Consider the following 13,277-nt stretch of genomic DNA (forward strand, 5'->3'; position numbering starts at 1 on the left):
CGTGAAGGACCAGGACCAGTCATGAACCCCGCGCCGCTCGCCTCCGTGCTGTTCGTCTGCGTCCACAACGCCGGGCGTTCCCAGATGGCCGCCGGATTCCTCTCCCACCTCGCAGGCGACCGCGTCGAGGTCCGCTCCGCCGGGTCGCTGCCCGCCGACCAGGTCAACCCGGCCGCTGTCGAAGCGATGCGGGAGATCGGCATCGACATCTCCGACCAGCAGCCCAAGGTCCTCACCACCGAAGCCGTCCAGGCATCCGACTACGTCATCACCATGGGCTGCGGCGATGCCTGCCCGATCTTCCCCGGCAAGACATACCTCGACTGGGCCCTCGAAGACCCCGCCGGACAGGGAGTTGAGGCCGTACGCCCGATCCGCGACGCGATCCGCACCCGCATTGAGGCCCTGATCGCGGAGATGGACACCAAGTCGTAGGGGCATGGGCAGTGTCGTGTCAGGCCAGCCGCTGACCGAGTTCGGTCAGGGCCTGAGCGGTCGCCGCCAGCGGGTAGCGGGCGGCGTTCGCGTGGCCCGCCTGTCGCAGTGCGGGCAGCAGGCCCGGTGCTGTCCGCAAGCGATGCACGTCACGGGCGAGCGCTGCGGAGTGGGCGAAGTCGGTGGCCACGCCAGACGCAGCGAGGACCTCGGTGAGTCCGGGCACGGGCTGGTACAGGACCGGCAGGCCGCAGGCTTGGGCCTCCAGCGCGACCAGCCCCATGGCTTCCAACGTCGTGGACGGTAGGACCGGTACGTCGTGCTCGGCGAAGGCTTTCCACAATTTACCGGGCCCGCACCCCAGCCCGTTGAAGCAGCGGGGCCAGTGCATGGAACTGGGCTCTGGGAGCAGCGATGCTCAGCTCGACGCCCGGCACTGGGGCGAGCCCGGTGACCAGTTGCTCGACCCCCTTCTCGGCAGTCAGCCGTCCCGCGTACAGCAGCCGCAGGTGGCTGGGTGAGGTGCGGGTCGGCCGGGCCGGCGGGTCGGTGAGCAGGTGGTCGGGGATGCCCAGGGGATGTGGACGACCTTGCGACGGTCGGCCTGTGGGGCGAGTTGGAGAAGGCGATCGGCCATCGCGGCAGTGGGGACCAAGATGGCGTCGGCGGCCCTCACTGTCTCGCGCAGGACTTGGAGTTGATCGCGGTGGGATTCGGCGAACAGCAGGTCGGTGCCATGGACCAACGCGATCCTCGGGTGCGTCGGCAGCGCTCGGAGCAACGCGGGGGTGGCGCCGAAGGTGAGGCTGCAGGTGCAGTACGCCGATCTGTGCTGGATCGATCGCGGTCACCAGGGCCTGTCGCAAGGCCGCGACGTAGCGACCGAAGCGGGCGCCATCAAGGCACTTCCCGGAGACCGCCAGCAGGTCGAGCCCGGTCGGGAGGCGGGGTCTGGGGCCGGCGGCGGGGGCCAGCATGAAGGCCCGCGCCACGAGCTCACCTACGTGTTCCGTGGCCACGGTCCCGCCAACGGGCGCCGCTCGCCACGTTGGCACGAAGCTGGTCGACGTCTCCCGTCTCCCGTCGCGCGGAGGTCTCGGCGGCAACGGTGTCGAACGTGCTCAACCGGCCGGACATGGTCAAGGAGCCGACGCGGCTCAGGGTGGAGAAGGCCATCGCCGAGCTCGGCTACGTCCGCGTCGGCCAGTCGGCAGAGACGGCCGCGCACTGGCGCCGTACCGGATTCGCGACCTGGCTGTTCCACCCGGCCACGACGGGGTGGTACCCGAAGAAGGCCCCACAGGAGGCACGCCCGGTACCGGTGATGGTCCACCCGTGGCCAGGAGTCCCGGCGCGAGGCCGCAACGCCTCGGGCCGAGCGGATGCGTGCTGGCTGCCGATCGCGCAGGGCCTCACCCCGCACGGGCTCAGGCACACGCACAAGACCGTCATGTCAGAGCTCGCTATTCCGCCCAAGCTCATGGATGAGCGAATGGGGCATGAGGACGGCTCGGTGCAGGCCCGTTACTCCCATATCACGGCGCGGATGAGGAAGCGGCTCATGGACGAACTCACCGAGCAGTGGGAGGAGTCGTTGGACGCACGGTTGGCCATGCATCCGCGATCTCCCGTGCGCGCGCTCGATGCCCTGCTGCGAGCGCGTCAGGGGCAACGACTGGGGAGTGAATTTCCTTGATCCACTCCCCGTTTACTCCCCAAGAGGCCCATAGAACGAGTCAGGGCCAGCTCCCTCAATTGAGGGGACTGGCCCTGACCTGGTGTTTCAGCTGTCGGGGTGGCGGGATTTGAACCCACGACCTCTTCGTCCCGAAGCAACTGGGAGAGGGGTCCGTACCCGGCCTGGCGTACCCGTCACCTGCGCAGATGGTTCGCTAACGTCCGTGGTTGTCCGTTTCCGTGTGTCGGCGTTGTCACACAGTTAGACACTCACCCAGCTCAGCTTGGCCGGTTGCGATCTGCCTGTGTCCCGCAGAGCCACTCTTCTCCCGCCGCGATCTTGATAAATCTCGGAAGCCTTGGATTGCAAGGTGAGGCCGTCGAAGCGTGTGCTATTCAAAGGTATTGCATAACTTTCGAACGTTTGAGCTTAACCGAACTTGAACGCGTTCAAATTTGATTCAAGTGTGTTATGATTGAGATGTGGAGAACTCTAAGCAGCTTCAAGTGGCTTTGGAGGTGGCCCAGAATCAACTGGCGTCCGCCGAAGCTGAGCTGATCGAAGCCCGCAGGCGAGTTCACCATCTACGGGCAGCTGTGTACTCGCTGCGAGAGCTCTTGAAGGAGGGGGCGGTCGACCCGGCCCAGGGGGAGCTCTTCGATGCAGCGGAGCCCGAGGCGCCGGTGCCAGCCCGCGTTCATGGAGAGCTACGGCTGCAGCTGCCCGCAGTTGAAGCCGCAGCTTCGGACGCTCATCGCCCACTGCGAGTGACGGGCCCAGCTGAACGCGCTGTCGCCGTCCTTGCTGACGCTGGCAGGCCTCTTCGGATGCGGGAAATCCGCAGGGAGTGGGAGCGGCGAGACTGGATTGATCCTCAGTGGAGGACTCCGGCATCAGCGATCAACATGATCTACCAGCGTGCCCTGAGGGCGGGGCAAGTGGGGCGCATGAGCGACGGCTCGTGGGTACTTCCCATGGCTGTGCAGGATGAACTAGCCAGAAGGCGGCACGGCATAGTTCACGGCCTCGATGGTCAGGATGGGGCCACGCTTGAGTGACCATCCTCGCGTCCGCCCATCAGTGCGGCTGCCACAGAGATCCGCATTCCACGCAGTAGGGCGAACCCGAGTATCCGGCTACCGTCCCGTCCTCGTTCAGACAGACGGCGCCGGGCTGCTCGTGGCTGCGCAGCTCGAACCAACCACTGCCACAGCCACAGAGCGCTGTTGTCTGGGCCTCTGTCGGTGCCGCGGCCCTCCGCGCACTGAGATCAATCACAACATCCATGTAAATCCACTCACGAAAGGTGAGGTCCATGTTCGGACGACACAGGCCCAAGGGGCCGAACGGGAGCTGGAAGACGGGGCAACGTGTGCCCCAGACCCAGTTCTACGTAGATCAGCACGGCGAGGTAAGTCACCACACGATGGGGAGTACTTTTCCCCCGTGCATCGGCCGGAAGGGCGAGTGCGCCTACCGGACGCCGTACCGCGCAGTAGCCGCTGCGTGATACCTAAGATGCCAGGTAGTAGCCGCTATCTGACATCAGTGTGATCCGTGAGGGGTGGAGGGCATCAGCCTTTCACCCCTCATCCCTTTGTGCCCTTCGGCCGTGCACATGTGTGGTGTCCGGAGGTAACGGCTATTGGAGCCCATCGAGGCGCCCATGTCTAGAACGCCTCGGTCGCTACCTGAACCGTTACCCATGTAGGCGACACTTTTAACTCTACCTGTCGGCCATGTAGTCGCTCATGCGAGGGGCGCCATCAGGCATCCATTTGAGTGGTGCTCGACCTTGTGGCGCATCCTCCTCACAGCTCTGCTAGCGGCTGATCGGAACCTCGTAGACGATCTCGCAGAGGGCTGCGGGAACCACGATGTCAGCAGTTTCCACGGGTTGACCCTCGTCGCCGTAGTAGGTCCGGCGGATGTGAGTAACCAGTGCCGCCTTCTGGATACCCAGGAGTGATGCCTCCTCGGCGGTCGCCTGTCGCGGTTCCGGCTGCTCCACGGCGTGGCTGACGGTGATGCCGATCTCGGCCATGCGGTTCACGACGCCTGCCCCAGCGTGCGGGCCTCCCTCGGGGAGGACGACGAGGGTGCCGCCGGTGAGTGCGTACGGCTCCCAACTCGTCGACAGCTGCACCGGCTTACCGTCGGCGAGGAACTCGTAGGCGGTACGGACACATAGATCGCCCTCGGCAATCCCAAGGCGCGAGGCGACCTCGGCCGGCGCCGGAACCTTGGCATCGGTCCGACTCTCCCAGTCCCCCTGCCTGCCCACAGCCTTCATGTCTGCCCGGAACGGGGAACTCTGAGGCTGCTCACGCGCCGCCGAACGGACAACGCGCACACGCTTCCGCGGTTCGGCGACGTAGGTGCCAGAACCGGCACGCCCCTCCAGCACCCCCTGAGAGATCAGCAGTTCCTGGGCCCGACGCACCACGTTCTCGCCCACGCCACACTCCTGGGCGATCTGGGCGCGAGAAGGGAGCCGGTCTCCGGGCGTCCACACGCGCTCCGCGACCCGCCGCCGGAGTTCGTCGGCGATGCGGAGATAAGGCGGCTGCTCAGGCATATGGAAAATCTAGTCCACTAGCTCTAATCTAGTTAACTAGCTTAACTCAAAGTGATCTCTGGTGACGGAGGCTGCCCTGTGCCTGCTTCAGAAGCGAGCGCGGAGGCCATCGCAGCTCGGTTATCGGCCCTCGGGCTCACCACACGCGTGGAGGAGCACAACCGAGACACGTCGATCGAAGCGGAGGTGCCGGAATCACTCTCCGCCGAGTCATGGCGGGAGGCCCTGGAGGTAGTGGCTGAGGCCGACCGATTCGGACTTCTCGCTACCAGCTTGAACGACCGCACCCTCTGGGCGGTCGTACGCAAGACGGTCCCTACGACGAGCGATGTCGACGGACCAGGCCATCAGCGATAGGAGCTGAGCAGTGTGTTCATCCGCACCGAACGTGCCCTCTTACTTGTCTGTGAGCAGCGTGCACGGCAGCACTCGATTGCCGTACGTCGCCCCTGGTGCACCCTGGCGGGTGCCTGCTGATGTCATCCAGCAAGCGCCCCCGCATCGCGCATGCGGAGTCCACCCCCTACCGGTCAAGCGCATGTCGGATCGGTACGCACCACACGTGCGCGGAGTCCGCCCCCGCAACAGCACCGGTTGACGTTCCCGTGGTCTACGAGGCGTGCGATTGCCCATGCCACGCGATGGCCAACCAGCCCGCGCCCGTGGAGGTACTCCGGTGAGGGGATGGGCGCCCAGTGGCTCGCTGGCCTCCACGGTCGAGATCACCGTAGCCAGCGTGCAGCGCGGTGACGTCATCCAAGTCGGCGGCCAGCCATGCCAGGTGATCGACCTCTTCCAACTACCTCAGGGCGCCAAGCAACTCGTATTCGAGTCGGGCGAGCTGCTGACCATGCACCCGCGGAGCCGGTTCGAAGCGCTTCGGATGACGAGAAGGAGGTGATCCGGCCCATGCCTTCTCGCCGTCACAGCATCGCCAATGACCTCCGCGACCGGATCACGACCGCTCGGCTCAAGCCCGGCGACCGCCTCCCCTCGGAGGCCCAACTAGCCACCCAATACCAGGTCAGCACTGCGACGTTGCGGAGCGCGCTGGCAATGCTCCAAGGAGAGGGCCTAGTCGAGAAGATCCACGGCAAGGGGAACTTCGTTCGTCACTCCCTCCGCAGAATCACCTACGCCGGCGGCGGGAGCACGCAGGCTCCGCAGGCCGCCCCTGACGCAACTCTGCGCATCACAGTCCGCACCACCAAGGTCCGGGCGCGGGGGGATCTGACAGCTCTTTTGCAGGTGTCGACCGGTTGCCCCCTGACGGAATTCCACTGCGTCAGCTACGAGGCGAAGTCGCCACACAGCCTGGCCCGCATCTACGTCCCTCGCGACCTGGCGCCGGCCGCCGTACTCAACGAGCCGTGCCCATACGTGGGAGCAGAGGCGAGATTCGTAGCACTGCGCCCGACATCGGCCGATGTCCGAGAGACAGTCAGCGCTCGCCTCCCAACACCAGAGGAAGCTTCAACCCTTCGAATCAGCACTGTCCTGGCGGTTCTCGCGATCACACGCGTGACAGCCGACATCACCGGTCGCGTGGTCGAGGCCGCGCTTCTGGTGCTCCCAGGGGACCGCGCCGACGCGGTCTTCACCACCCACCATGTGACCGACGAGGGATGGACAGAAAGATGACAACCCGAAACGAGTTGCGGCTTCTCCCATGGTCGGGGCCGGAGGGAAAGCCCTGTTACCTCAGCACCGACGACAGCGACGGCCACATGTCCCGCTTGGCGGACAACATCGAAGCGGTACAACTCGGCATGGCGGCCGAACTGCTGGAGCAGTCACTGGAAGTACTGGACGACGAGGATGCCGAGCTGTCATCGCTGCGACTTCTAATGGCAGACCTGACGGGAGCCCTGCGGGACGCACTTCGCGTAGCGACTAGCCGCGGTCACCTCTTGGCGGCTAGCGAACAGCACCCGTCCTGAAGGGGCGGCCCACCATGATGGCTCGGCCCGTGCTCCAATCGGCTTGAGTTACGTGAACTGCCGACTGGATCGACTGTCCCAGGAGGCGGTCCACGGATGGAATTGGGGTATGTCTTCGGGACGCACACGGATGAGTGGCTTCACTGCGACTGCGCGCTCGGACAGAATGTCCTCGATCACGTACATAGCTTGAGACGGGCAACCTATATGCGACATTTCAGCATATAGTCACTTATGACTAGTATGAGAGGTTAAGCGATTGGACACCGCCACTGAACTTCAGGCAGAGCTGGATACTCACCGGCGAGCCGTTGATACTGAATACTTCGACCTGTCGATTCGCGAAATTGTGCGAATGGTCGAAGAAGAGGAGATTCGTGTTGCACCAGCCTACCAACGCAAGTTCCGTTGGTCGGAGGCAGTGCAGTCTGCTCTGATTGAATCACTCTTGCTTGGTCTCCCGATCCCGGCCATTTTTGTAGCGACGAACAAGGACGGAACTTGGGATGTTGTAGATGGTCTGCAACGTACGGCAACAATACTAAAGTTCTACGGGATTGATGTACCTCACGCCGAGGAGCTGCAGTTCGCCGCCAAGCCACTCCAGCTGACTGAACTTAACCAGCTTAAGAAGTTCTCAGGTATGACCTACGGAGAACTCCCGATGCCGATCCGGCTAATGCTAGGAAAGCGGTATGTTCGCGTTCAAGTGCTTAGTGATAAGTCGGACCCGGAAGTGCGATTCGAGCTTTTTCGGCGATTGAACGCCGGTGCTGTCGCGCTGACCCCTCAAGAGATCCGCGGCTGTGTATTTCGCGGCCCTTTTTATAATTTGGTGGAAGAACTAGCGGGTACGGATGAGTACAAGTCGCTGCTGAAGTTGCAGCCTAAGAATAAGATGGACGGTACGGCAGAGGAGATTGTTCTAAAATTCTTTGCCTACATGGATGGCATGGATGACTTCGACGGCGATGTAATCGGCTTCCTGAACGAATACATCAAGCGTCGCGCCGACGATACTGACCTCGAATCAGATCGGAAGCTGTTCCTCGGTTCTGTATCCCACTTGCGATCCGTTACCGGAGGTCATTTCACTCGAACTGGGGTCTCTGTGACTCCGGTTAACCAACTCGAAGGCATTTTGATCGGGATTGCGCGGATCATCAAGGAAGGCAAGCGGCCCAAGAAACCCGCGGCCGGATGGGCGAACGATAAGCAACTGGTTGACTTTAGTACGAAAGGTACTAATAGTCGGACGAAGCTACGCGGTAGGATCCTCCGTTCACAGGAACTCTTCTCCTGACATGGCGATCCTTACAATCAACGCGGTGTTCGATAGCGCGGTGGAGCAGCTTGATCGTGAACGTCGTCGCCTCGATTCTCTGGATCGGGTAGACGGGGCGAGCACACATGTGTCGACAAAGTTTGATCATGAAGGTTTCTCTGCAATCAACAGGGCTCTTTCCTACGTGGTTATGGGCGGCGTGCTCGAAGAGCTAATGCGTCAGCTTCCTCCAGCCCTTGCTGCCGACGTATTAAGCCTTGGAATTGAACGAAGACACCTGCCGGCCTCGCTAGTTGCGGCTATGGACTCGGTGACGTTCCGGAAATGTGGAAACGATAACGTGTCCTCACTCATAGAGCGGGCTGGGATAGTGCAAACTGTCCTGTCCCACGGCCAGGACTCGCGTCCAGTCTTGGACTTTGGCGACCTCTTCAAGCTGGCAGATGGTCAGACGATCGGCGAAAAGCACTTCCAGGCGTTGTGGTTGATTTTGGGTCTCTCGGGCGATTGGAAGAACGACCCCAACGATTCCTTGCTTCTTAAGGAAATTAAAAGCAAAAGGAACAACGTCGCCCACTGGACAGAGGATCCAGTAACTATCGGTAGAAGCAAGAGGCCTGGTGATCTCCGGCAGATGATTTTTCGTCTAAGCGACTTGATTCAACACTTCCATTTGGGAGTGTGGTATTGGCTGGAAGACAGGAAGCCGAAGGCCCCTTAATCTTACCGATTGAGGTGTGCTGTACAATCAAGAAGTTCAGATCCGAGTAAGCGAGAAGAGGCCGTGGAGAGAAGTCACCCACAGGGCGGACCTAGCGAAATTCTGCAGCTACCTCTGCCGGTGTCAAGCGACTTTCTCGATACGTCACGGGTTTTGTCGCCAAAGAAGCCGCCGGTTGATACTGCAGGCCTGGCGGACATTTTCCCTTACTACGCCGGGTTTGCTTTCGACTGGGCCCGTAAGCAGCTAAATGATCAGTCGGCTGGTAATGCCAGGAAAGTGGTACTCGACCCCTGGAATGGAAGCGGCACCACCACGCTGGCGGCACAGTGTGACGGGCATCCTGCGGTTGGAATTGACAGAAATCCTGTAGCTAACCTGGTAGCTCAATTGCGGTGCCAGGTAGGTATGCATGGGAAGCCATCGCGACCGCCTCAAAAAACCGTGAAACCCTCGATTGATTGCGTCGGTGACGCACTGTCTAATTGGTTCGCGGATTCCACGGTTCAGCGGATTAGGGAATGGACCGTAAGTCTCAACCAGAAACCCCTTGAGATGCGGGCTGTGGGGCTGGCAAGTCTATTTCGAGTTGTCCGTGCGACCACTAAGCAATTTGAGGGCAGTAATCCTACCTGGGTTAAGCGAGCTCGATCTTGCGACGATTTGGTAGATATTGCACCTGTGGACCTGGATGGTTTGGTCATTGCGGAGCAGGATTACCTCATTGAGCGGCTAAAGCACGCGCCCCTTGGTTCTGGTGCGACGACACTTGTTACTGCTTCTTCGGATCGGTTGCCTATCCGGGATAGTTCTGTCGACCTGATTCTGACCTCGCCCCCGTATCTGACGCGTATTGATTACGGCATCGCATACTGCCGGGAATTGGCCGTGCTGGGTATCGACGTCATGAATAGTCGCGAACTGCGATCGGGTCTCATGGGGACTACCCTTATCCGAAATGACGTCAGTCACGCATTTCGGCCAGGAAGAGTAGCTGAGGATCTAATAAAGCGGGTTTCTTCGCATAGCAGTAAGGCGTCGAGCGGGTATTATCTCAAGCAGACGTTGCAGTACTTGCGCGATCTTTCTGCAGGCTTCGATGAGATGACCCGAGTTGTGCGACCTGGTGGAAGCCTCTGCATGGTTGTACAGGATTCTTACTACAAAGATGAGCACGTTCCTCTGGCAGATATCTGTGTGGATGAGGCTAGCGCGCGGGGGTGGGACCTCGCCCTACTGGAGCAATTTCCCGTAAGGCGGACTCTAACTACCTTGAATAGGTCGGCGCGAGAGTACAAGAAGTCGCAAGTTGCTGAGAGCGTGGTTACTTTCGTCCGAAGGTCGGCGTAGCGGCTTTGGGCGGGAGCTGCTTTGGGGGGAGTGATCATGGCCCCGTAAGCTCATGGCGAGTCGGGCAGTCTGTGGACCTGCCCGTTAAAGCACGACGTTGGGGCCATGATCTTCGAGGCTCGCCCCAAAGTGGCTGCCTAAAGCCGTGGAGCCGACCGCCCCAGCCACAGAGGGTGTCTCCCACTTCATGCCCGCAGCTCGCGAGCGCGCCGCCTGGCGCGGCCAGCCGGGGCGGAGACAGGAGGCAGGCCGCGCCGTCGAGGCGGCGCGTGCCCGCGCTGTGCGCGGGCCTTGATGAAGTAGGGAAAGTTCTATCGCGTCGGCGTCAGGTGCTTGCCGTCGTGGCTTCGTACGTGAGGGCCTGCCCCGTCCAGGGCGTCCAGGAGCCGGATCGCGTAGACCTCGGACATCCACCCGGCGACCTCTTCGGGCGTGAGCCAGTCGACGGCGGTTGATTCGATGGACGTGCGCTCGGTGCCGCCGACCGGCTTGCAGCGGAAGACCAGCGCCACGATGCCCCGGGTCGTGTTCTTGTAGACCCCGGTGAGCTCGTCCACCTCGATGTGGATGCCCGTTTCTTCCAAGACTTCGCGCCGTACGCCCGCTTCGGGGGTCTCGTCGAGTTCGAGCACACCGCCAGGGAGTTCCCAAGTGCGGGACTGTCCTAAAGATGGGTCTTCCTAGATTTTCGTAGCTGGTGATCGGCGTGGTCCTGTGGTCAGTTGAGCAGGATGCGCTGGCGAAGGAGAGCGTGTCCGGCGCGTCCGTAGGTCTGGCGTTTGAGGAGCTTGATCTTGTTGTTGACGCCTTCGGTCCGGCCGTTGTGGTGGGGCAGGGTGAGGGCTGCGTCGACGGCGGCTCGGTCGCGTTCGAGACCGCATGCGAAGGAGCGCAGGAAAGGCAGTTCGGCTGCGCGGGTGCTGGTGATCCAGTCGGTCAGGAGCTGGTCGTTGCCCTGTGCAGGGTCGAGCAGGCCGGCGAAGCTGCGGATCCGGGCCGCGAGGGCCGCCATCTGCTGGCAGGCACCGGCCAGTTGGCCGAGCAGTATCTGTTGCTCATCGTCGAGGTGATCGGGGTGGGTGCTCAGCAATCGGGTCACGCGGCGTGGCGACAAGGTGGCGTGGTCGGCTTCGACGCGGCCGGAGTTGATGTAGCGGACCAGGAGGTTCGCGCTGCCGGTGTAGCCCATCTCCCGGATCTCGGTCAGCAGGCGTGTGGTGGCAACCGCCGGATCGGCGTTGCGGCGAGCCCGCAGGTGGTCGCGGTAGGGATCGACCAGGCCGGGGCGGTAGACGGGAGTGCGGATGAGACGGTCGGGGGAGTCCTGCCGGGCATAGCTTTTGATGGTGTTCAGGCTCAGGCCGAGCCGGCGGGCGCACTCCAGCATGCCGACCCCGGCCTCCAAGAGCCGGTGGATCTGCTGCCATCGCTCCTGCGTCGTTGCCGCCCGCCTGCTCTCGCGCAGTGGCGGGCCGAATTTTCCCCAGCATGACCCGTGGGCGGTCACCTCCTTCAAGGCCGCCTCGACGAGGCCGTGCCAGAGGTGCCAGCGGTCCATGACCTGCACGATTGTGGGATCGGCATCGGCGATGGCCCGGGCGAAGGAGCCGGAGCCGTCCCGGCAGACCACCCGAATCGAGGGGTGTTCCCGCAGCCAGGCGGTCACTGCCGGGGCCCGCCGGTCGGGCAGCACCTCGATCCGCTCACCGGTATCCGCGTCCGTCACGATGACGGCGTAACGGTGTCCTTTGAGCAGGGCGAACTCGTCAATTCCGGCCACCCGCGGGGCTCGGCGCCCGGGCACGATGATCCGCATCAGGCAGTTGAGCACACCCGCCCGGCTCAGCCTCTGGTGCAACACGGCCAGCAGGCGGGCACCGGCCGACCCGGCCAGGGCTACGGCGACCGCTTCGATCACCCGGCGCAACATCGGGGTCCGTCGCTGATACCGCTCCGTCAATCCCGTCACCTGCTCGACGAAAGTCACCTTCAAACAGGCCGGGTTCTCGCAGTACAAACGACGCACACAGAGGTCGATCACGACCGGTCTGCCGCCGACAGCCTCATCTGCAACATGCCGCACATACCGCGAGTGCTCCCACGAAGAACGCTGACCACACCCCGGACAGACGCAGGAGACCCCGTCCCTGGTCCGGGCCGTGATCCGGATCCGGTCCGCCCCGGCGTACACCCGCTCAACCTGCACTCTCACCAACTGCGGCAACAGCGCAGACAGTTCGATGTCACACACGCCCAGCATGCCCGAAATCGGGACACGGGTCCCCGGAAGTACCGAGCTGATCACCAGCTACGAAAATCTAGGAAGACCCAAGAAAATGACACTCCCCTTCAACGCGCCGGCGCGGTGGTGCTCATTGAGGATGGTTTTGCCTCTGTCGAGGCGATCGAGGGACCCGACGGCACGGAAGTCGATCTTCTCGACACCATCGTGGCCGTCTACCCAGGCGGCGCACTTCTGAAGGTGTTTGTGGATGCGTCAGCTCTGGAGTTCGCAGAGGAGGCCGTCCGGTCAGTGGTGGGTGAACTGCTGGAACGATCCGAGCTGTTGGCTGACTGGCAGATCGAGCGATGTGAGGTCGAACTGCACCCGGAGCTCGCCCAGGAGAGTCTCGCCGCTGCCGACGGTCCCGATGCCCCGCCCGACAATCTGGCGGACCGAAAGGCGCGGCATACCGAGAGCCCCACGCCCGAGGACGAAAGCGAGGGCTACGACGCCGAGGCGCAAGCCGAGGTGGTACGCGGTCAGATGCTTGCACGGGCGGATCAGCTGCGCTCCTTCCCACCCGTGATGTTCGGCGTTTTGGACGACGAAGAGGACGAAGACGACGAAGAAGGTGCCAGCGAGTTCGCCACTTCGCCGGAGGGCGCCAAACTCGCTGCTGGTGCTTTGGTGTACGCGACGGACATCTTGGTGGACGAGCTGTTCCAAGACGTGCAGACTCTGACGGAGGAGGACACCACCGCTGCTGAATGCGACGGTCCCCTGTGGCACTTCGAGGACCTTCCCGAGCGATACGCCCTCCAGTACGACGCCCGTTTCGCTCGCCGCTTCCTGGTGACGGTCATCGCCATGACCACCCGCTTCACAGACGGCAGCTTCCAGCAGCTGAGCTGCGTCGCTGAGGAACTCGCGCTGAAACTACTACTGACTGAGACGCACGTGGCCCTGGAGACTTTCGGGCTGCTCGACGACGGCGTCTCGGCCGCACTCGACTCGTTCGCTGACAACGTTTACGAGGACATGGATCACGAGTGACTCTACGACGACT

General features: G+C 62.5%; 10 protein-coding genes and 3 pseudogenes. 9 read left to right on the top strand and 4 right to left on the bottom strand.

What is annotated here, in order from left to right:
- The first annotated feature begins 21 nt into the window (after window positions 1–21).
- Window positions 22–435 carry an arsenate reductase ArsC gene (locus ACGFSB_RS10205; RefSeq protein WP_393396701.1) on the top strand — a complete coding sequence of 138 codons (414 nt, stop codon included), beginning with the start codon at window positions 22–24 and terminating at the stop codon, window positions 433–435.
- A 19-nt stretch (window positions 436–454) separates the two neighbouring features.
- Here ACGFSB_RS10205 and ACGFSB_RS10210 read toward each other — a convergent pair.
- Window positions 455–1,424, bottom strand: a pseudogene (locus ACGFSB_RS10210) (glycosyltransferase family 4 protein); the annotation flags it as partial.
- On the opposite strand from ACGFSB_RS10210, the pseudogene ACGFSB_RS10215 reads away from it, so the two are divergent.
- Window positions 1,419–2,131, top strand: a pseudogene (locus ACGFSB_RS10215) (LacI family DNA-binding transcriptional regulator); the annotation flags it as partial. The pseudogenes ACGFSB_RS10210 and ACGFSB_RS10215 sit on opposite strands and share 6 nt — an antisense overlap.
- 1,804 nt (window positions 2,132–3,935) lie before the next feature.
- Here ACGFSB_RS10215 and ACGFSB_RS10220 read toward each other — a convergent pair.
- Window positions 3,936–4,691: a GntR family transcriptional regulator gene (locus tag ACGFSB_RS10220; protein WP_393396703.1), complete on the bottom strand. Its 756-nt coding sequence runs from the start codon at window positions 4,689–4,691 to the stop codon at window positions 3,936–3,938.
- Window positions 4,692–4,769: 78 nt separating this feature from the next.
- On the opposite strand from ACGFSB_RS10220, the gene ACGFSB_RS10225 reads away from it, so the two are divergent.
- From ACGFSB_RS10225 to ACGFSB_RS10250, 6 genes are all read left to right on the top strand, one after another.
- A complete protein-coding gene (locus ACGFSB_RS10225) occupies window positions 4,770–5,048 on the top strand; it encodes a hypothetical protein (RefSeq protein WP_393396705.1) in 279 nt (92 codons plus the stop codon).
- A 319-nt stretch (window positions 5,049–5,367) separates the two neighbouring features.
- On the top strand, window positions 5,368–5,592 hold the full coding sequence (locus ACGFSB_RS10230) for a hypothetical protein (protein ID WP_393396707.1): 225 nt from the start codon (window positions 5,368–5,370) through the stop codon (window positions 5,590–5,592).
- 8 nt (window positions 5,593–5,600) lie between these two features.
- Complete coding sequence (locus ACGFSB_RS10235) at window positions 5,601–6,332, top strand: GntR family transcriptional regulator (protein WP_393396709.1); 732 nt, start codon at window positions 5,601–5,603, stop codon at window positions 6,330–6,332.
- The gene (locus ACGFSB_RS10240; RefSeq protein WP_393396711.1) at window positions 6,329–6,631 is read left to right on the top strand and encodes a hypothetical protein; all 303 of its coding nucleotides are present in this window, start codon (window positions 6,329–6,331) and stop codon (window positions 6,629–6,631) included. Before ACGFSB_RS10235 ends, ACGFSB_RS10240 begins: the two co-directional genes overlap by 4 nt.
- Window positions 6,632–6,890: 259 nt before the next feature.
- Window positions 6,891–7,934, top strand: coding sequence for a DUF262 domain-containing protein (locus ACGFSB_RS10245; protein ID WP_393396713.1), 1,044 nt, complete (start codon window positions 6,891–6,893; stop codon window positions 7,932–7,934).
- 1 nt (window position 7,935) lies between these two features.
- Window positions 7,936–8,637, top strand: a complete 702-nt coding sequence (locus ACGFSB_RS10250; protein WP_393396715.1) for a hypothetical protein — start codon at window positions 7,936–7,938, stop codon at window positions 8,635–8,637.
- 1,661 nt (window positions 8,638–10,298) lie between these two features.
- Here the strand turns inward: ACGFSB_RS10250 and ACGFSB_RS10255 are convergent.
- Together ACGFSB_RS10255 and ACGFSB_RS10260 are read right to left on the bottom strand one after the other, a co-directional pair.
- Window positions 10,299–10,640 (bottom strand): annotated as a pseudogene (locus tag ACGFSB_RS10255) (NUDIX hydrolase); the annotation flags it as partial.
- A gap of 65 nt (window positions 10,641–10,705) precedes the next feature.
- A complete protein-coding gene (locus ACGFSB_RS10260; protein ID WP_393397038.1) occupies window positions 10,706–12,214 on the bottom strand; it encodes an ISL3 family transposase in 1,509 nt (502 codons plus the stop codon).
- 138 nt (window positions 12,215–12,352) lie between these two features.
- On the opposite strand from ACGFSB_RS10260, the gene ACGFSB_RS10265 reads away from it, so the two are divergent.
- Window positions 12,353–13,264 carry a hypothetical protein gene (locus ACGFSB_RS10265; protein WP_393396717.1) on the top strand — a complete coding sequence of 304 codons (912 nt, stop codon included), beginning with the start codon at window positions 12,353–12,355 and terminating at the stop codon, window positions 13,262–13,264.
- Window positions 13,265–13,277: the final 13 nt, after the last annotated feature.

Origin of the sequence: Streptomyces sp. NPDC048441, assembly GCF_043200235.1 — a bacterium.
Classification (GTDB): domain Bacteria; phylum Actinomycetota; class Actinomycetes; order Streptomycetales; family Streptomycetaceae; genus Streptomyces.

Coding starts and splice junctions, on each gene's coding strand:
- ACGFSB_RS10205 (WP_393396701.1), top strand. CDS start 22: ATGAACCCCGCGCCGCTCGCCTCCGTGCTGTTCGTCTGCGTCCACAAC.
- ACGFSB_RS10220 (WP_393396703.1), bottom strand. CDS start 4,691: ATGCCTGAGCAGCCGCCTTATCTCCGCATCGCCGACGAACTCCGGCGG.
- ACGFSB_RS10235 (WP_393396709.1), top strand. CDS start 5,601: ATGCCTTCTCGCCGTCACAGCATCGCCAATGACCTCCGCGACCGGATC.
- ACGFSB_RS10240 (WP_393396711.1), top strand. CDS start 6,329: ATGACAACCCGAAACGAGTTGCGGCTTCTCCCATGGTCGGGGCCGGAG.
- ACGFSB_RS10250 (WP_393396715.1), top strand. CDS start 7,936: ATGGCGATCCTTACAATCAACGCGGTGTTCGATAGCGCGGTGGAGCAG.